This window comes from Microcystis wesenbergii NRERC-220 (genome assembly GCF_032027425.1).
Classification (GTDB): domain Bacteria; phylum Cyanobacteriota; class Cyanobacteriia; order Cyanobacteriales; family Microcystaceae; genus Microcystis; species Microcystis wesenbergii_A.
Map to the genome: position 1 here is coordinate 3,649,087 of NZ_JAVSJA010000001.1, position 18,352 is coordinate 3,667,438.

The window sequence follows — 18,352 nt, forward strand, 5'->3', positions numbered from 1 at the left end:
GGAGGAGCTTTCAGTGTTTCTACTCATACACTCTAACTAAGGTTTTTGGTATTTGACTAGGTAAAGATCACCCTTCTTAACAATCAAGATAGCCATCAGCTTTTTATTACTATTCTTAGCTTTTTCTATTGAGAACCATTCTCACCTTTTGACTAACTATACTGGGATTTAATAGCTAATAGTCAATAATTATCATTAACTTTATCAATGCTTAAGGGTGGATAAAAATTCTTTTGGGAAGACTTCACGGGCTAAAAATCAAAATTTGTGGGCAAAAAAGCAATATTTAAAGTGTTTTTAGAGAAAATTAGCTAGTTTTATTCCCCTCAAGCTTTAAACTATAATTTAAATACCCCATTCTCCCCCCGCAACGCACACGCAGTGATCTCCCCACTTCCCACTTCCCACTTCCCACTTCCCACTTCCCACTTCCCACTTCCCACTTCCCACTTCCCACTGATAACTGATAACTGATAACTGATAACTGATAACTGATAACTGATAACTGATAACTGATAACTGATAACCATGCTCGATCGCCATGCTACTCTAACTGTAGCGGAACCTCGCACACCTTACCAATTAACCACAACTAGACAACCGTGGTTAGAGGTTTTGGTTGATCGCCCTTATCCTAGAGATAGTCAAGAGGATCAGCAAATATTAACCTATAGTGTCCCCCCAGATTTAACGGTAGAAATCGGCGATATTTTAAGCGTTCCCTTTGGTTCTCAGGTAATTGGGGGAATTGCTCTTAGATTTCTCGAAAATTTGCCCGCAGGACTAGAAGAAAATCAAATTCGTCCCGTGGAAGATGTGATTACTAAGGGCTTTTTCCCCGATAATTATTGGCAGTTATTGACGAAAATCGCCCAATACTACGCAACAGATTTAATCACCGTTGTTCGCGTCGCTTTACCTACGGGTTTACTGCGAAGTTCCCAACGTCGCATCAGATTAAAACCAGAAGCGATTCCCCCCGGTGCAGAAGTTTTTTGTACTCCCCTCTCCCGTCAGATTTTATCCCTGCTCAAAAATCAAAAAGAAGGCGATTATTCGGCGAAATACCTGCAAGAAAAGGTAAAAAATGCCAATTACGGTATCCGAGACTTAGTTAAGCGCGGTTGGGTAGAAAGTTATCTAGAAGCGCCCAAAAGTCCCAATATTAAACAAAAAAAAGCCATTACCCTACTGATAACCGACTTTCCTACGGATTTAACCGAAAATCAGCGCAAAATTGTCGAAATTTTACGCCACCAGGGGGGAGAAATGTGGCTGCCAGAATTGGCACAACTTGCGGGGACAAAACATTTTAAACCGCTCATTGACAAGGGTTATGTAGTTGTTCAGGATCGGGAATTTCTGCGCTTATCCTCGGCGATTATGAGCAGGGATCAACCAAAAACACTCACTTCTAGTCAAAAACAGGCTTTAGAAGCCATTCAAACCCTAAAAGGTGGTGAAAGCGTCCTCTTACACGGAGTGACGGGATCGGGTAAAACAGAAGTCTATCTACAGGCGATCGCACCTGTCCTGGCAGCGGGTAAATCTGCCTTGGTTTTAGTCCCCGAAATTGGATTAACACCGCAACTAACCGATCGCTTTGTGGCCCGTTTTGGCGATCGAGTCTATGTTTATCATAGCGCCCTCTCGGAAGGAGAAAGATACGATACCTGGCGACAGATGTTGACAGGAACCCCGCAAGTTATTATCGGGACGAGATCGGCGATTTTTGCCCCTTTACCCCATCTAGGCATGATTATCCTCGATGAAGAACACGATAGCAGCTTTAAACAAAGTCAGTTACTCCCCACCTATCACGCGCGTACCGTGGCTAAATGGCGCGCTCAATTAAACCATTGTCCCGTAATTTTAGGCTCGGCCACGCCATCCCTAGAAACATGGCTAGAATCCCAAGTTAATCCCCGTCTTTACCTATCTTTGCCCGATCGCATCCAAAATCGCCCCTTACCCCGGGTAGAAATCGTCGATATGCGACGGGAATTGCAACGAGGCAATCGTTCCCTGTTTAGTCAATCCCTGCGTTCAGCACTGGAAACCCTGCGCGACAAGGGAGAACAGGCAATTTTATTTGTCAGTCGTCGGGGACATAGTACTTTTGTATCTTGCCGAAGTTGCGGTTATGTGCTGGAGTGTCCCCACTGTGATGTCTCTCTCTCCTACCACCACACCGAACTGGGAGCGCAAGAATTACTCCGCTGTCACTACTGCAACTATGGTCGCATTCATCCGAAACAATGTCCTGAATGTGGTTCTCCCTATCTAAAATTTTTCGGTACTGGCACTCAGCGAGTCACCCAAGAATTAAGCAAAGAATTTCCTGATTTGCGCTGCTTGCGTTTTGATAGTGATACCACCCGCAACAAAAATGCTCCCCGGGAACTATTAAAACTATTTACTGATGGTGAATTCGATGTCTTAGTGGGAACCCAAATGCTCACCAAAGGATTAGATATTGATCGAGTTACTTTAGTAGGAGTAATGGCAGCCGATGGTTTACTTTATCACTCCGATTATCGCGCCTCCGAACGCGCTTTTCAAACCCTCACTCAAGTAGCAGGGAGAGCAGGAAGGGGAGAAAGAGAAGGAAAGGTAATTATCCAAACCTATACCCCCGAACATCCCGTGATTAGAGCAGTGCAAACCCAAGATTATGAGGGTTTTGTCGAGACGGAATTAATGCACAGAGAGAGTTTAAATTATCCTCCCTACGGCAGTTTAGTCTTAATTCGCTTTAGTGGTTTAGATGGGGAAGCAGTGCAGAAAAGTGCCGAAAATGTCGCAGAGGAATGTGTTAATAATTTCGGTTCCGATTGGGATATTTTGGGACCGGCACCCGCAACAATTATGCGCGTGGCTAACCGTTATCGCTGGCAAATTCTGTTAAAATTATCGGGAGACAAGGCTGATATCGGTCGTCTTTTTCTTCCTCTGAAAAGCTTAGTTTTACCAAGGGTAAGTATGGCGATCGATGTGGACCCCTTAACGATAGAATAATCAAGGGTAGTGATTTTATTGTAGTGGTGATAGCTCAAACCTTTGCTAAATCGAGCAAGAGTTGATCAATTAATTGTTTGGTATCGGGAGAGATAGTTTTTATTAGTGGGATTGCTCACAAACTGGCCCCCACATTCTTGACATTGACGTTTGGGTTTCCCATTATGAATAGAACCGTTCTTGATCCTATGGTGAGAACCACAACTAGGACAAGGAAATATATTTGAGTAAGCCTTCCACGAGTCACAAAAAGATGTTTATCAGAAAAGTCATCATCAAGCTAGAGGTTTAAAGACTGATTTGATCCAATTATTTTTATTAATAAATATTTTACACACTTTATACCAAATAAGCAAGAGGGCTACGCCACTACTACCAAATAATTACTGGGAGTTATTACCGAATCCTGCGGGATAATTCGCTCAACATAAAAAACGAAAACCACATTAAAGTTTTAAGCGAAGTAGTATATCATTTTCCCTATCGTTTCTTTTTGCTAAAATCTCAATCCCGATAATTCAAGTAATACTATAATTATAGTCTTTTGCCGCTTGTACTAAGGATAAAAGTTGTCCAGTTTGCTCGGTTCCCGATACTCCTAAATCACTGTGACAGAGGATAACTTTTTCGCTTACTCTTGCTAATAAATCCCTTAAAATTCTCTGTAAACGTGCCTGATTTTCCTCTAATTCTGCTTCTGCTGTCCAGCGTTGATAGGGACTTTTTCGCCAAAAAATTGGTGCGGCAAAAAGAGTAGCAGCACCTCCTTGTTCCCAGAGTGGGGAGGAACAATCTAGCCAAAAATGCCAACGATGACTAGAACGAAAAGAACGATATTGAAAGATATTGCCTAGGGTAACTGCTGAGGAAGATTTAATAAATTGTCGCACAGGATAGGGATTAGCGGTAATTGTACCACGGCGCAAAAGTTGGATAAACTGACTAATAGTTTCGCTGGGACTTTGAAAAGAGGGTTCACTCTCACGCAAACGGCGATCGATCTCCCAAAAATGTTGGGCAGTTTCCATTAATTCTCGCAAAGCTGCCAAGTGATCGAAGGGCAAATTTTCCCCATCGTTTAATAATTGTTCGATCGCCTGATTTAAGACAAAAATCGGGAAAAGTTTGGCTTCCTGCTGCCGTTTTTTCATCCCTTCGATCCAGTGACAAATTCTTTCGTAGGCAGTACAAGCTTTTTGTCCTAAGCGATCCCAACGGGGAAAAGTTTCGATCGCTAATAAACGAGGATTTTCTGGATGCACTTGATAACAATGATCGGCAATTAATCCGGCGCGAACCGGATCGATATCGGGAATTAAATTTCGTTCTTCATCCCAGCGATAACGGCTAAAAATCACCAGCATTTCCGCTATGGCCTCTTGGGGGGCTAAACGCCCCAAATTTGGGTAAACAAGGGCGAGAAGGGTCAATAATGCCCGAATCAGAGGACAACTGATCAGGGGTCGTTGTTCGTTGAGGGGTTGAACGGCTATCCCGGCACCGGTTAAAATTTCCATCAGGCTATAACGGGCGATTTCGTCTAAACCGGGGGCAATAACGGCGATTTCTTCGGGTTTTACTGCTCCTTGATTGACTGCTTGAATAATAGCTGTGGCTGTCTTCCGTAACAATTCAGCGCGAGAGGTGGTTTGCACGGAGATGAATTGATCGGGAAGATTGCCAAGATAGTTACCGTCGCTGATTAAGGAGAGAACCGTCTCGCTAAACTGAGCTGCTAACCCGTTAGTGGTAGATAATGGCATAATTTGACAGCGTGCCGCTAATTTTTGTAGATAATCGGGATCGGCAGTTAATCCTAAGCGAATTTTTCCCTGGGGATTGTAGGTAAAAACGCTAAAACAATCATGATCGAGGAAAAAACTGAGTAAATCCTTGGCAATAGCCGGATAATCGTCCACATCGTCCGCAAAAACTGCCCGGAAGCGTTTTAATAGTTGCTGCTGATAACGACTATCAGGAAATAAATAGCGCCAATAGAGTTCGTAGATGATACCATAACTTAATAAACCACGTTCTAGAGACCAATCACGCCATTGAATGATTAATTCTCCCACTTTTTCTGGTGTTTCCTGCTCATTAATCGCTAAAACTCGTTTTAAATCTGTTTCTGATAATCCGTCGGCTAATCTTTCGGGTATCTTTTCTGCGGGAACACCACTAGCGCCGGCTAATTGTAACAAATCGAGAACTTGACGGACGAAACGATATTCATTTATGCTGGTAAGCTGGAAGAATTCAGCGATCGCTGGTTGCCAGAGACGGGTGGCGAGTTCCTGCTCCGTTTCTGGGCGTAATCGGCGGGGAAATTGCGCTTTTAGCCCTAAAGACTCGAAAATTAACGGCCAAAACAGGATGACTTCATCGGTGAGAAAACCTAAAGGGGTTTTGCAGAGAATCGGATAGCTACCCTTAACAGCAAGGGCTAATTGATCGGCTAATTCTCGTTTATTATCATCGTTGGCAGCGAAAACTAAGATCGATCGAGCAAGGGGGGATGATTTTGATCGATCGCGAGACACCCAGCGCCGAAATTCCCCGACTAAAGCGGTGGTTTTGCCCGATCGCGGGCCACCTTCGAGCCAAATTGGTATGATTGACATCGTTTTTTCTCGATTGAATTTGTTAAGATGACTGATCGGTACTCTAGCTTTTCTCCCTTGTGGAAGTAATTGTTTCCTATGAATCTTAATCGGATTTTGCAAGGTGTTAATCAATGGTTATTACAAACTCCCGAACGTTCTTTAGATGAGGCGTATCATGCAGCTTTGAAGATTAAGGAGATAGAAGACAAGCATTTTCAAGGGCGAAAAGTGGCGAATGAATTCTCGAATTATGGCAGCAGCACTAATTCCTATTTTATCGCAGAAGTTAAAGGTTATCTGCAAAAAATTAAAGTCAGATTGACGGAGTTTAAAGCTAGTCGCTCGATCGTTAATACCTTCGGACCCAATCAACCGACAATTAATAATGGGGTGATTACTGTCACCACAGATGTTTGTCTGAAAAAACTTCAGTTTATCGATGGTGTTATCGGAAAATATCAAGGTAATTATTGGCAAGAAGAGCTTGAAGATGTCCCCAAAAGTCTCCAGACCCGAAATGTTGAGCGGGAAACAGCGAAAATAAAGACTTCTCGAAATCGCTCTTTTTTAGCAGCGGGTAGTCTTGAAGAGGAGGAAATAATCAAAAATAATAAATCGCAAAAAGCCACGGAAAAACCGGGGGTTTTACCCCGTTCTTTTGTCAATACTTTTAATCGCATTAAGCAGGAAATCGATCCCCAAGCGGAGGAATCGGAGGAGGCAGTTTTAAAAAGATTTCGCAATTCTCGTTATAAAACAGCCATTTCTCTCAAGTTTATTTTACTGTTAATTATTGTTCCTTTATTAACCCAGCAATTAACCAAAACTTTCCTGATCACCCCCTTGGTTAATAAATATTTCCAACAACAGGAACAGTTTATTTTTATCAATCAGGATTTAGAAGAAGAAGCTTTTTCGGAATTGAGAAGATTTGAGGAAGCTTTACATTTTCGAGGTATGATTGGTTTAGCCCCCAAATTATCTAAGGAAGAAATCGAGGGAGAAATTACTAAAAAAGCGGCGGTACTAAGTGAAGAATTTCGCCAACGAGGTTTAAATGCGATCGCTAATATTTTCGCCGATATTTGTTCCCTGATTGCCTTTGGTTTTGTTGTCGCTTTTAGTCGTCGGGAAATCGAGATTGTCAAGTCTTTTCTTGATGGCATTCTCTATAATCTTAGCGATTCAGCTAAAGCTTTTTTAATTATTCTCTTTACCGATATATTTGTCGGTTTCCACTCTCCCCACGGTTGGGAAGTGATCCTAGAAGGTTTAAGTCGTCATTTCGGTTTACCGGAAAATCGCGAGTTTAATTTTCTCTTTATCGCCACTTTTCCCGTTATCTTGGATACAGTCCTAAAATATTGGATTTTCCGTTATCTCAATCGCATTTCTCCCTCGGCAGTGGCTACCTATCGTAATATGAATGAATAGGGTAAAATCGGGGAGAAACTTGTTAATTTACCCTTCTAATTTTGGGAGGATAATCTTGCTGCTGTTTCTTGTACTTTGGTAGGTTCTAATTGCAAAGCAGTGGCAATCTGTTCTATACTTAAACCTAAAGCTAGTAAACCAGCGATCGCTTCAGTTTTAGCTTCTTCACGACCTTCTTCACGACCTTCTTCTTTAGCTTCTTGATAAAGTCGAGTTTGTCTGAGATCATCTAATCCGAACATAGCTTCTAACTCCGAGCGACTAAGATTAGTAAATTTATAGGCCAGGGTTCTTTCAATTAATTCTACAACTTTTTGCTGGAAAACTAGATCATCAATTTCAGCGATCGCTTTTTCTAAAAGTGGTTTTCCTCGTTGCTGTGCTAATTGGGGTGTAGCGACGATTAACTGAATAATTCCTAAACCCAGAGACGGATGCGGATTATCGATTAATTCGTCTAAATAAATACGTCTGATCTGTCCCGTTATCTCAAATCCCCGCAGTTGATAGGGAAAGTTATTATCCAGATTCCTGGAGGCAAATAAAGCTACAGCTATCCAATCCTGAACGGGTTTATACTGATTGAGATAGATGACAATTTCTGTTAAAAATCGCCAATAAAAATCACTTTTATCCTGAAATTGCACTTCAACAAAGTAAATAATTAGTTCCGGTGCTGCTGTGGTCGGTAAAAAAATACCGTCAAAACGACGCGCTAATTCTTTGATTTCTCGGGAGGAGAATTGATAATTTTCAGCTTTCTGGGTTGATTCTCCCAGTAATTCAAAAATTAACCCCGGAAAGGTTTGCAAGAGTTGATAAAAAATTGTATCGGTCTTCACAAGCTTGAAAAAATCTAGATGTTTACTAACAATTAAGTAGGTAGATGTTAAAAATTGTCAGACACCCCCCTTATTAAGGGGGGATTAAGGGGGGATCTATCTTCAATTTAATTATAACCGGCTACTTACTTACAAATCATCCAACAATAGCGTGACTAACACCTTATCGACGCGATTACCGTCCATATCCACCACTTCCAAGCGCAACCTTTGCCATTCAAAATGATCGGCAGCCCCCGGAATCCTGCCAAGATGGGTAATAATAAAACCACCTAGAGTGTGATAATTGCCCTGTTTTTCCCCCGGTAATTCACTAATTTCAAATAATTCTTTAAAATCTTCGATCGCCACTGTACCATCGATCAACCAAGAACCATCTTCCCGCTGCACGATCTGAGCATCTTCAATATCATCTAATTGGGGTAAATCGCCGACAATTGCCTCTAAAATATCCTTGCGCGTCACCAATCCTTGAATCACCCCGTACTCATCCACTACCAAGGCAATATGATGACCACTTTGCTGCACCAATTCTAAAACCTTTAAACCCCTGGTGCTTTCCGGCACAAAAAGCGGCTGTTGTAAATCCTTTGTTAGGTCGAAACTTTCACCGGTTAAACAATCGGCTAATAAGTCTGTGACTTCGATTACCCCCAAAACCTCATCTAAACTGCCCTGACACACGGGAAAACGGGTATGATTGCTCTCAATCAGCTTCTGGCGGTTAATTTCGGCACCATCTTCCAAATCTAGCCAAACAACATCCGGGCGCGTGGTCATAATCTGACTGACTCGGCGATCGCCCAATCCTAACACCCTTTCCACCATATCCTGTTCTGCTTCCTCAAAGGTTCCCGCTTCGGTTCCCTGTTTAAGCATAATTTTCAATTCTTCTTCCGTAATTGGGGAATCATTATTATTACCGCTAATCCCCAACAAACCGAGAATCAGATTAGTCGATTGACTCAAAAGATGGACAACGGGCGAAACAATTTTTGATAGCTTATCGAGAGGACCTGCAACGAGGATAGCGATTTTTTCGGGATTACTTAAACCTAACCGTTTCGGGACTAATTCCCCCACCACCAGGGATAGATAGGTAATAATTAACACCACTAATCCTAATCCCAAAGCTTGACTGTAGGGGGCTAAAACGGGAACTTGCGCCAATAATTGCGCCACACTGACCGATAAATTAGCTCCTCCGTAGGCCCCGGCAAAGATTCCCACTAGGGTAATACCAATCTGCACCGTTGATAAAATTTGATTGGGATCATTGGCCAATTTTAAGGCCACCGCCGCCCGTCGATCATCTCTGGCTAATTGTTCCAAACGGATTTTGCGGGCCGAGACAATGGCAATTTCCGAGAGAGCAAAGACTCCATTGAGGAGAATGAGGAAGAAGATAACAAGAATTTCGGTAGTCGCCGAGAACATGGTTAAAAGTTACAGGTAAAAGGGCTGATGAGTAGGTAGGTGTTAAAAATTGTCAGATTCCCCCCTTATCAAGGGGGGGGATCAAGGGGGGATCAAGGGGGGATCAGAGGCAAAATCTATCTTCTATTTAATTAGAACCGCTTACTTAGTTGTTTGGATCATAGTGCGAGGATCGGTTAAGTTCAGTAAAGAATCATCTTGATTTTTAACGAGTTACGAAGGCTTGTGTCTGGAGAGGGGGTACTCTCAGTATAAATGGGATAGGATAAAGTTCGCGCTCTTAACTCAGTTAGCAGTGAACAGTCAATAGTGACCTGTTGCCAGTAAAAAAAGTTGTCCCCCAGTCAAGCCATCAGCCATCAGCTTTTCGCGCATCAGTTTCTCGCCCCGTCTGAGATAACCGAACTAGGGAAGTTGAAAACCCGATATTTTAGCTGATAGCTGCCAAGTAGTGGGGACAAACTATCTCAATCTATTCGTCTGAAAAATTATGATCGCTACACCCGTATCATCGAAATCGAACGCTATCACGGAAATCCGCCCTGGACTACCGACTATTTGCGGTTGGGAACAGGAAATCGCGGCGATTGTCAATCACGATGATCCGATCTTTTTACCGACAACAAATCTCAAATTAGACAATATTAAGGCTGGTTTTGCCTGTGCTTTGCATATGCACCAACCCACCATCCCCGCGGGTGTTAACGGTGAATTAATCGGCAATCTCCAGCATATGTTCGAGAATCAGGGGGATGGTGATAACCATAATGCCAGTGTTTTTGCCTGGTGTTACAGTCGCATGGGCGATTTTATCCCGGAATTGGTGGCGGAAGGCTGTAATCCCCGGATTATGCTCGATTATTCCGGCAATCTCCTCTGGGGTTTGGTACAGATGGGACGGCAGGATATCCTCGATAAACTCAAACTAATCACCTGTAACAGTCAATATCAACCATCTGTGGAATGGTTGGGGACGATGTGGAGTCATGCGGTGGCTCCTTCCACACCGATTCCCGATCTAAAATTACAGATGCAAGCATGGCAAACCTATTTTGCCTCGATTTTTGGCCCGGATGCCCTGAAACGGGTCAAAGGGTTCTCTCCCCCAGAAATGCACCTTCCTAACCATCCCGATACCCTCTACGAGTATATTAAAGCCCTGAAAGAATGCGGCTATCGTTGGTTATTGGTACAGGAACACTCGGTGGAAAATCTCGACGGTTCGGGATTGAGTCAGGAACAAAAATATATTCCTAATCGCTTGGTGGCCCGCAATTCTCGCGGTGAAGTGATTGCCATTACTGCTTTGATTAAAACCCAGGGTTCCGACACCAAATTAGTCGCCCAAATGCAACCCTACCACGAGGCCAAATGCCGCGGTAAACAGCAAATCGGTGGCGTTTGGGTTCCTTCCCTAGGTTCCCAGATTGCCGACGGTGAAAATGGGGGCGTGATGATGAATGAATTTCCTCGCGATTTTCCCAATCCTTGGCGGGAAATGCGGGGAGGTTCCAGTGTGGCAGGATTTAACGGTACGGAATATCTGGAGTTAATCGAGGCTGCTGGCGTTAATCCCCAAGATTATCCCGCAATTCAAGCCGTACACCAGCATAAAATCTGGCAGCGAGTTAATCCGGATGCCGCTACCCCGGAAGCAGTAGAACAGGCGATCGCTGAGTTAAAACAGACCGACCACCGTTTTAGCATGGATGGGGCATCTTGGACAAATGATCTCAGTTGGGTGCGCGGTTACGAAAATGTCCTCGAACCGATGAACCAATTAAGCGCTCAATTCCACGAGAAATATGATCCTTTAGTACAGGCGGATCCTAGCTTCACCCGACGGCCGGATTATCTGGAGGCACTGCTTTATAATTTGCTCGTGCAAACCAGTTGTTTCCGTTATTGGGGCCAGGGTACTTGGACCGATTACGCCCGCACTTTATACGCAAGAGGCGCGGCCCTAACCCGCTAGGATAGTAAGGTATCTAGGACGCAGAATCTGCGTCCTAGTAGTACATAAATAGGGTTGGCCGAATAAATCTAAAAACCTTGTTGAATAAGACTTTTAGACTTTTTGTCAATCCAAAAGTGCCGGTCCTTGCAGTGATCGGGGGGAAAATTTAGGTACACCTGAAAATGGGTAAAACCCCACCCCTACTTAAACAAAACGGCAATGCTTGAGCAGAGCGCTTTCCAGTAGGGAATGATATTCTTTTTCGGAGATAGTATAGGCCCCAAATCTAGCCAGATGTGGATTTTGCATTTGGGCATCAAATAGACAGAAATCCCGTTCTCTGAGGTGTTCAACTAACTTGACCATGGCTATCTTAGAACCATCGGGAATTTTATAAAACATCGATTCCCCGATAAAAACCCCGCGAATTGCCAAACCTAAAATCCCTCCCGCTAATTGATCCCCTTGCCAAGTCTCGAAACTGTGGGCCCAGCCGGCTTGGTGTAATTGCTGATAGATTTGGATTAACTCCGGGGAAATCCAAGTCAGCGAGCGATCGGCACAACCGGCACAAACCCCAGCAAAATCGCGGTTAATAGCCACGCTAAAGCGATTTTGATTCAAAACTCGTTTTAGGGACTTGGGATAGCTAAAACGCCGATCAAGAGGGATAAGAGCGCGATTTTTACTAGAATACCAATCCAATCGCCCCTCCTCATCGGCCATGAGAAAGTAACCGCGTGCGTATCCTTGTATAATAGAGGCGATATCCACGACTCCCCCCAAGAATTCAGTCTCGTAGCCTGATCATTCTCTAATTATGCCTGATCATCCCGCACCAATTCCGCCCATTACTTTACCACCGATCGAAAATCCCCAACAGGAACAAACTTGGCTGCGCACGGCTTTGCATCGTTGGTTAGATGCAGAATTTATTCCCGAAGCTATTAATGAAACTATCGCTGAACGCGCTAGTCAAATTTTTCTGCGTCAGCGCTTGGAAGGGGAAAACGATCTCGGTAGCTTGGTAATTGCGATCGTTACCGAGATGCAAGCTTTTGACTTTCGCGAAAGTTTTTATAGTGAATTTGCCATCGCTAACGCCGTCAGTGATTTAATTTTAGATAGTTTAGGGATCGATCGCTGTTGTGGGCAAAGTTAGACAGTTTTTCTCGGCTATTGGATTAAATTGCCAAGGAATGATCGAGCGTTGCTTGCCGACGTAAACAATTCCAGTAGGCTGCATAGAGGTCTGTCTGTTGACCGCGCAGGGAAGCGATCGCAGGTGCGGCGGGAAAAGGCCAGAGACGATCAAAAACCACTTCCCGATGAGCCAGACGAAACTGTAGCAAGTAAACAGAAGCAGGAGCCTGTAAATTATCCAGTAATTGCGCTGCCAGCCGATATAAAGACTTAAGACTCTCTCTTTCTAGACTAATCGGTTGACTGTAGGCGTTGGGGATCATACCCTCCCCGATCACCTCACCGTATTCTAAACCCTTAGATGTCACTGTGATCGGCAACCAAAGATCCCCAAAAGAAGAATCTCCCTGACTGGTTTTATAGTGCAGGGTATGGGCAACCCAAGCGCGTCTTTCCTCGATATCCCGACAAGCTTGATAAACTTTTTTACCCGGAAAATTCACCCAATTGGGTAATTGAATTGTTAAGGGACACCAGATTAAATTATTTTGGCTGGTTTTACCCGACTCCATTTTCGACCACAAAGAAGCCGTCCCCGTCACCTCCACCGCCAAGGATTTAGGAACGGCGTTTTTTAAGGCAATCACCATCTTTTCGGTAACGGGCGATAGCCGAGACATCTGACCACTGGCTTGAGCTTCGGCATTAACGAGAATGATAACTTTGTCCATTTCTTCTTGTGATTTGGGTGAACTTGAACGAGCAGCGGTGAGGTTGGTTAAAAGTGAGAATTGACTGGGGTTCAATGCTTCTGTAGTCGCCATGGCAAAAGCTATTTCTCTGGATTTTAGCGGATTATACAAGACCGTAACTATTTTTTACGGATTTTTTCAACAACAACCATATTCGAGGCAGGATTTTGCTGCTCCCCCTCATAGAATACCCTAATTGACACTCCTAGGGCACTAAGCGCTTCGGGATTCTTTGGTTCCGCCGAGTTTCCTCGATCAAGGCAGCCGGTATGCACAATCGCCACTTGGGGAGCCCCCAAGACCGCACTGGCTTGCCAGCGTATGAGTTGTTATACCCGCCGAGCGTTCGCTGCCCTGGTCCTGATCCTGATAAAATAAATCCGATGCTTGCCGATGGGTACAGATAATGGCAGTGGTGGGAAAAATTAACCGGGATAAAGGGGGTTTTACCTGTCCCTCCTTGGCGATAGCATAAATCCAGAGACGCAGAAAACAAGTGGCACGCACCCGGGTTAATCCCACTCTCCCCACCAAGCGCTCGATCATTTGTTCTTGTTTTTCCCAAGAATACCAAATTTTCAGGTGTTTGCTCTCCATCTTTTCGGTCCTAGATTCTGACAACAATTATACTTTATACTTCACCCCACTTCACCCCACTTCACCCCAGTTCTCAACCCTCCCCCTACTAGATAGCGCTCATTGTTGTTGCACCTCTAGAACCGACAAAATGGTTCCAGAAACATTTAGGAGACGATTATGAACGATAAAAAATACGGTACTGCTCCCAGTCATACTCAAGCGTGGATTTTTCAAACTTGGTTATCTTTTATTGTCTCTATTTCCGCCACTTCTTTAGGGGTTGTTTATCTGCCGGTAGATGGGTGGATTAAAGGTTATTTAGGCATGGGTTTACTATTTACTGTCGGTTCCACCATTAATTTATCAAAAACTGTCCGCGATGTGGAAGAATCTAAACGCTTAATTAATCGCATTGATGAAGCAAAGTTAGAACGGATATTGAGTCAGTACGATCCCTATAAGGAGTAGTTTTTCCCAGTTATTGGTTATCAGTTTTTTCGATTATTCTCACTCTTTTTTCTGACTTAGGAGAGTTTATATGGGGGCTGCTGAAAAAGTTTTTCGTGGGGGCAGGGTGTGGGGTGTGGGGTGTGGGGTGTGGGGTTTTACCCATTTTCAGGTGATCAATTACCTAATTTTCAGGGAAAAAATCCCTAAATTTTCCCCCCAATCACTCCAATGGTAGGCACTTTTTCAGGGAAAAAAAGTCTAAAAGCCTTATCCAACAAGGTTTTTATATTTATTCAGCAAACCCTATATGGTTCTTCGTTACTTGGTATGATTCGATCAGGGGGCATAAATCGACTAAATCCTTATAGGGCAAGAGACTCAATTGATTAGCTCGTTCTAGATAGAAAACAATTGGCCAAAATCGAAGCAATGTCTTTCTGTGTAAGGGTTTTATCCTTTATAACCCCCCTCCATTGCATAACACAAACCGAAGAACCGTTTATATGCTATTCACAACTAATCTAATCAGTGTGACCAAAGGAATAATTTCTCTTTTACAAAATCCCGGTAATACGCTGTCTGTATATGATATTGAAGATGGACTAAAAGAGAGTTGGTTACAGCGATTAAGCTAAACGGCTTTTACTTCGGATCACCGATATAGACTCCAAAAGGGTTATAGCTGTTGGATCATGCAGGTTAAGCGCCGTTTAGCTTATCTTTGCAATATGTTAAAAGCGATCGGGAGCATCTCACCTTTGTAACTCCTAAATTAAGTTTTATGTCAAGCTATTTTGAAAGCCTTGCTAGAAGCAAGTTTCATCGACAAGTATAATTACTCACTTGCATAAATGAGATGCCTCCTCCCTAACAAATAAACAAACCAATAGATACTTGAGGCAATGATGATTGCAGAATTAAATACCCGGTTAGAAGCTCACGAAAAAACAACCGAAGAGATAAGGGTACGGAAAGAAGATATCGACCGGCAGTCGGCCGAGTTCCACCAGTGGATGACCAGAATCAAAGCAAGGCTGGATGCAATCGCAGGCAAGATCGAACGGGCCAAAAACAACACCAAGTAGGGTTTGTGGCAAAAAGTTTTTCCTGGGGGCAGGGTGTGGGGTGTGGGGTTTTACCAGTTTTGAGGTGGCCAATTACCTAATTTTCAGGGAAAAAGTGCCTAAATTTCCCCCCGATCACTCCCATATCCAGTACTTTTTGATTGACAAAAGGTCTAAAAGTTTTACCCAACAAGGTTTTTAGATTTATTCAGCAAGCCCTAAGTAAGCTTTCTTGGGCATTTTATCTCCCTGTCTTTAACGCTCTTGGAGGGAGTCTGGCAAAAGTCTTACAGTCTCTAAACCCTAGCTCTCTTATGGAGTAAGCCTTCAAGCTATCGCTAACTAACAGAAACCCGAAATTTGAGTTTTTATTAGAAAAAAAGTTAGCGATCACTTGTCAACCAAGGGTTTCAGAATCTGGATTCGGTCAGGGATTTCCGAAAGTTCCAGAAGAGCGTTAAGTAGTCGTGCAAAATTAATTTCCTAGTCGAGACTCCGAGACTCCGAGACTCCGAGACTCCGAGACTCCGAGACTCCGAGACTCCGAGACAGCTATCAGGGATCAGATTTGAATTTTTAGTTCACTGTTTACTGGTCACAGCAAAAAGCTTTTGGCTGACGGGTGACGGCTTGGATGTGTAATTAATTTTGCTTAGGTACTTAATCGTTTTATCATAACAGGATTTAGTATTAGGTGCTGCGTGACGGTGAACAGCAGGGAAAACCAAATCGTCGGGATCGGTATCGCCGTCCATTTTACGGTGGTGAGGATGTCAACGGTAAAATTTCCGTAAAGAGGTTGATTCCTATTGATTTATATATCAAGTTCCCTGCCGCAAAGAATCGATAGATACTTGAGGCAATGATGATTGAAGAATTAAATACCCGGTTAGAAGCTCACGAAAAAACAACCGAAGAGATAAGGGAACGGAAGGAAGCTATCGACCGGCAGTCGGCCGAGTTTAACCAATGGATGACCGTAATCAAAGCAAGGTTGGATGCGATCGCAGGCAAGATCGAACGGGCCAAAAACAACACCAAGTAGAGCGAACGCAAAGCGCTCGCTACGCCAGATCGCATTCTCTCGCTCAAAGGAAAAGGTGCTTCATGAGTTTATTGTCGGCAAATCGATCGCTTCGACCAACTAACCGAACATAAGCCCACCTTATCATTCCGACAAGAAATACTTTTGTCAAACCCCTTTACAAACCGTTACAAATTCCTTAAGATAGAGACATCATCACTCAATCGTACCTCGATAACTTAATAGGAATCATAAACCAATGACCACCACTCTACAACAGCGCGAGAGCGCTTCCCTGTGGGAGCAGTTCTGTCAGTGGATCACCAGCACCAACAACCGTCTCTATATCGGTTGGTTCGGTGTGATCATGATCCCCACCCTGCTCACCGCCACCACCTGCTTCATCATCGCCTTTATCGCCGCTCCTCCCGTAGATATCGACGGTATTCGCGAGCCTGTAGCTGGTTCTCTACTCTACGGAAACAACATCATCTCTGGTGCTGTTGTTCCCTCTTCCAACGCGATTGGACTCCACTTCTACCCCATCTGGGAAGCTGCTTCCTTAGATGAGTGGTTATACAACGGTGGTCCCTACCAGTTAGTCATTTTCCACTTCTTACTAGGTGTCTTCTGCTACCTCGGTCGTCAGTGGGAACTGTCTTTCCGTTTAGGAATGCGTCCTTGGATCTGTGTTGCCTACTCCGCACCTGTATCCGCCGCTACTGCTGTATTCTTAATCTATCCCATCGGACAAGGTTCTTTCTCCGACGGTATGCCTTTAGGAATCTCTGGAACCTTCAACTTTATGTTCGTGTTCCAAGCAGAACATAACATTCTGATGCACCCCTTCCATATGTTAGGTGTTGCTGGTGTGTTCGGCGGTTCCTTGTTCTCCGCGATGCACGGTTCGCTAGTAACTTCTTCTTTAGTGCGTGAAACCACTGAAATCGAATCTCAGAACTACGGTTACAAATTCGGTCAAGAAGAAGAAACCTACAATATCGTTGCCGCTCACGGTTACTTCGGACGTTTAATCTTCCAATACGCTTCTTTCAATAATAGCCGTTCTCTGCACTTCTTCTTAGGTGCATGGCCGGTAATCGGTATCTGGTTTACCGCAATGGGTGTTAGCACCATGGCGTTCAACCTCAATGGTTTTAACTTCAACCAGTCGATTCTCGATTCTCAAGGTCGTGTAATTGGTACTTGGGCCGATGTGTTAAACCGCGCTGGTATCGGTATGGAAGTAATGCACGAGCGCAATGCTCACAACTTCCCCTTAGACTTGGCTAGTGGTGAACAGGCTCCTGTGGCTCTGATTGCTCCCGCTATTAATGGTTAATTCCTAGTCTGAACGAAAAGGCACTCCCGCGAGGGGGTGCTTTTTTGTTGTTAGAATTATGATATAACTCAATGTTAAATGGAGTTAATTTTATGATATCCCCTCAAATTATTGAACTGGAACAAAAGTTACGAGACTGTTCTCTTGAAGATAAAAAATGGTTATTGGAGCAGTTACATCAACAATTAGGATTGAATGATCAAAAAACAACTAAACAACAATTAATAGATAGTTGGAATGAAGCTTATAGTGATGGATTGGACGAATCAGAAACTTTGATGTTAGAGGGAATACGCCATCATCAACGCCAATTATCTGAGTAAATATGACGATTTTTCAAGGTGAGATTTATTGGATTGATTTAGGAGAACCACAAGGTTCTGAACCTGCTTATCTTCGTCCTTGTGTTGTGGTGCAAAATGATGCTCTGAATCAGTCACAAATTGGGACGGTTATTGTGTGTCCATTAACAACCAATTTGAGACGAGCAAAAGCTATTGGTAATGTTTTATTGAATGAGGGTGAAGGGAATTTACCTGAATCCAGTGTTGTTAATGTTTCACAGGTTTTCACGGTTGATAAGCGTCTTTTAACGGAGTCTATCGGAAGACTTTCTCAGGAAAAAATCAAATTAATTATTCAGGGAATTAAGTTGGTTATTGAACCTCAAGAACTCGAATAATAGGGGGTTATAAAATATAAAATTA

At 43.5% G+C, this 18,352-nt stretch carries 16 protein-coding genes and 1 pseudogene; 10 read left to right on the forward strand and 7 right to left on the reverse strand.

The window, feature by feature from the left end; translation table 11 throughout:
• The first annotated feature begins 528 nt into the window (after positions 1-528).
• A complete protein-coding gene (gene priA, locus RAM70_RS17745) occupies positions 529-3,018 on the forward strand; it encodes a primosomal protein N' (protein ID WP_312674904.1) in 2,490 nt (829 codons plus the stop codon).
• Positions 3,019-3,088: 70 nt separating this feature from the next.
• Here the strand turns inward: priA and RAM70_RS17750 are convergent.
• Both RAM70_RS17750 and RAM70_RS17755 read right to left on the reverse strand, forming a co-directional pair.
• Positions 3,089-3,239 (reverse strand): annotated as a pseudogene (locus RAM70_RS17750) (IS1/IS1595 family N-terminal zinc-binding domain-containing protein); the annotation flags it as partial.
• Between the two features lie 297 nt (positions 3,240-3,536).
• Positions 3,537-5,639, reverse strand: a complete 2,103-nt coding sequence (locus RAM70_RS17755; RefSeq protein ID WP_312674905.1) for a PD-(D/E)XK nuclease family protein — start codon at positions 5,637-5,639, stop codon at positions 3,537-3,539.
• A 78-nt stretch (positions 5,640-5,717) separates the two neighbouring features.
• Here RAM70_RS17755 and RAM70_RS17760 point away from each other — a divergent pair, with 78 nt between their 5' ends.
• Positions 5,718-7,055: a proton extrusion protein PcxA gene (locus RAM70_RS17760; RefSeq protein WP_045358150.1), complete on the forward strand. Its 1,338-nt coding sequence runs from the start codon at positions 5,718-5,720 to the stop codon at positions 7,053-7,055.
• A 35-nt stretch (positions 7,056-7,090) separates the two neighbouring features.
• On the opposite strand, the gene RAM70_RS17765 is transcribed toward RAM70_RS17760, so the two are convergent.
• Both RAM70_RS17765 and RAM70_RS17770 read right to left on the reverse strand, forming a co-directional pair.
• Entirely contained in the window at positions 7,091-7,897 is an 807-nt protein-coding gene (locus RAM70_RS17765) for an Rpn family recombination-promoting nuclease/putative transposase (RefSeq protein WP_045358151.1), read from the reverse strand.
• A gap of 129 nt (positions 7,898-8,026) precedes the next feature.
• Complete coding sequence (locus RAM70_RS17770) at positions 8,027-9,334, reverse strand: hemolysin family protein (protein ID WP_045358152.1); 1,308 nt, start codon at positions 9,332-9,334, stop codon at positions 8,027-8,029.
• Between the two features lie 490 nt (positions 9,335-9,824).
• On the opposite strand from RAM70_RS17770, the gene RAM70_RS17775 reads away from it, so the two are divergent.
• Positions 9,825-11,309: a polysaccharide deacetylase family protein gene (locus tag RAM70_RS17775; protein ID WP_312674906.1), complete on the forward strand. Its 1,485-nt coding sequence runs from the start codon at positions 9,825-9,827 to the stop codon at positions 11,307-11,309.
• A 186-nt stretch (positions 11,310-11,495) separates the two neighbouring features.
• Here the strand turns inward: RAM70_RS17775 and aat are convergent, their stop codons facing one another.
• A complete protein-coding gene (gene aat / locus RAM70_RS17780; protein WP_072024786.1) occupies positions 11,496-12,077 on the reverse strand; it encodes a leucyl/phenylalanyl-tRNA--protein transferase in 582 nt (193 codons plus the stop codon).
• Between the two features lie 34 nt (positions 12,078-12,111).
• Between aat and RAM70_RS17785 the strand changes: the two genes are divergently transcribed.
• Positions 12,112-12,453, forward strand: a complete 342-nt coding sequence (locus tag RAM70_RS17785) for a DUF8822 family protein (RefSeq protein ID WP_045358156.1) — start codon at positions 12,112-12,114, stop codon at positions 12,451-12,453.
• 22 nt (positions 12,454-12,475) lie between these two features.
• Here RAM70_RS17785 and RAM70_RS17790 read toward each other — a convergent pair whose 3' ends face one another.
• Together RAM70_RS17790 and RAM70_RS17795 are read right to left on the reverse strand one after the other, a co-directional pair.
• On the reverse strand, positions 12,476-13,258 hold the full coding sequence (locus tag RAM70_RS17790) for a hypothetical protein (RefSeq protein ID WP_045358157.1): 783 nt from the start codon (positions 13,256-13,258) through the stop codon (positions 12,476-12,478).
• Positions 13,259-13,441: 183 nt separating this feature from the next.
• The gene (locus RAM70_RS17795) at positions 13,442-13,783 is read right to left on the reverse strand and encodes a hypothetical protein (RefSeq protein WP_045358159.1); all 342 of its coding nucleotides are present in this window, start codon (positions 13,781-13,783) and stop codon (positions 13,442-13,444) included.
• Positions 13,784-13,942: 159 nt separating this feature from the next.
• On the opposite strand from RAM70_RS17795, the gene RAM70_RS17800 reads away from it, so the two are divergent.
• The 6 genes from RAM70_RS17800 to RAM70_RS17825 all read left to right on the forward strand — a co-directional run bounded on the left by RAM70_RS17800 (position 13,943) and on the right by RAM70_RS17825 (position 18,327).
• Complete coding sequence (locus tag RAM70_RS17800) at positions 13,943-14,233, forward strand: YiaA/YiaB family inner membrane protein (RefSeq protein ID WP_312674909.1); 291 nt, start codon at positions 13,943-13,945, stop codon at positions 14,231-14,233.
• Positions 14,234-15,117: 884 nt separating this feature from the next.
• Positions 15,118-15,300, forward strand: coding sequence for a hypothetical protein (locus RAM70_RS17805; protein WP_045358163.1), 183 nt, complete (start codon positions 15,118-15,120; stop codon positions 15,298-15,300).
• Between the two features lie 841 nt (positions 15,301-16,141).
• Positions 16,142-16,324, forward strand: a complete 183-nt coding sequence (locus RAM70_RS17810) for a hypothetical protein (RefSeq protein WP_002764031.1) — start codon at positions 16,142-16,144, stop codon at positions 16,322-16,324.
• Between the two features lie 238 nt (positions 16,325-16,562).
• A complete protein-coding gene (gene psbA / locus RAM70_RS17815; protein WP_012264511.1) occupies positions 16,563-17,645 on the forward strand; it encodes a photosystem II q(b) protein in 1,083 nt (360 codons plus the stop codon).
• 92 nt (positions 17,646-17,737) lie between these two features.
• Positions 17,738-17,968 (forward strand): hypothetical protein, encoded by a 231-nt coding sequence (locus RAM70_RS17820; RefSeq protein ID WP_312674912.1) that lies wholly within the window; start codon positions 17,738-17,740, stop codon positions 17,966-17,968.
• A gap of 2 nt (positions 17,969-17,970) precedes the next feature.
• Positions 17,971-18,327, forward strand: coding sequence for a type II toxin-antitoxin system PemK/MazF family toxin (locus RAM70_RS17825; protein ID WP_045358166.1), 357 nt, complete (start codon positions 17,971-17,973; stop codon positions 18,325-18,327).
• Positions 18,328-18,352 lie beyond the last annotated feature (25 nt).

Bases quoted from the DNA above. Each gene is read 5' to 3' on its own strand.
- priA (WP_312674904.1), top strand. From the start codon at position 529: ATGCTCGATCGCCATGCTACTCTAACTGTAGCGGAACCTCGCACACCT.
- RAM70_RS17755 (WP_312674905.1), bottom strand. From the start codon at position 5,639: ATGTCAATCATACCAATTTGGCTCGAAGGTGGCCCGCGATCGGGCAAA.
- RAM70_RS17760 (WP_045358150.1), top strand. From the start codon at position 5,718: ATGAATCTTAATCGGATTTTGCAAGGTGTTAATCAATGGTTATTACAA.
- RAM70_RS17770 (WP_045358152.1), bottom strand. From the start codon at position 9,334: ATGTTCTCGGCGACTACCGAAATTCTTGTTATCTTCTTCCTCATTCTC.
- RAM70_RS17775 (WP_312674906.1), top strand. From the start codon at position 9,825: ATGATCGCTACACCCGTATCATCGAAATCGAACGCTATCACGGAAATC.
- RAM70_RS17785 (WP_045358156.1), top strand. From the start codon at position 12,112: ATGCCTGATCATCCCGCACCAATTCCGCCCATTACTTTACCACCGATC.
- RAM70_RS17790 (WP_045358157.1), bottom strand. From the start codon at position 13,258: ATGGCGACTACAGAAGCATTGAACCCCAGTCAATTCTCACTTTTAACC.
- RAM70_RS17795 (WP_045358159.1), bottom strand. From the start codon at position 13,783: ATGGAGAGCAAACACCTGAAAATTTGGTATTCTTGGGAAAAACAAGAA.
- RAM70_RS17800 (WP_312674909.1), top strand. From the start codon at position 13,943: ATGAACGATAAAAAATACGGTACTGCTCCCAGTCATACTCAAGCGTGG.
- RAM70_RS17805 (WP_045358163.1), top strand. From the start codon at position 15,118: ATGATGATTGCAGAATTAAATACCCGGTTAGAAGCTCACGAAAAAACA.
- RAM70_RS17810 (WP_002764031.1), top strand. From the start codon at position 16,142: ATGATGATTGAAGAATTAAATACCCGGTTAGAAGCTCACGAAAAAACA.
- psbA (WP_012264511.1), top strand. From the start codon at position 16,563: ATGACCACCACTCTACAACAGCGCGAGAGCGCTTCCCTGTGGGAGCAG.
- RAM70_RS17820 (WP_312674912.1), top strand. From the start codon at position 17,738: ATGATATCCCCTCAAATTATTGAACTGGAACAAAAGTTACGAGACTGT.
- RAM70_RS17825 (WP_045358166.1), top strand. From the start codon at position 17,971: ATGACGATTTTTCAAGGTGAGATTTATTGGATTGATTTAGGAGAACCA.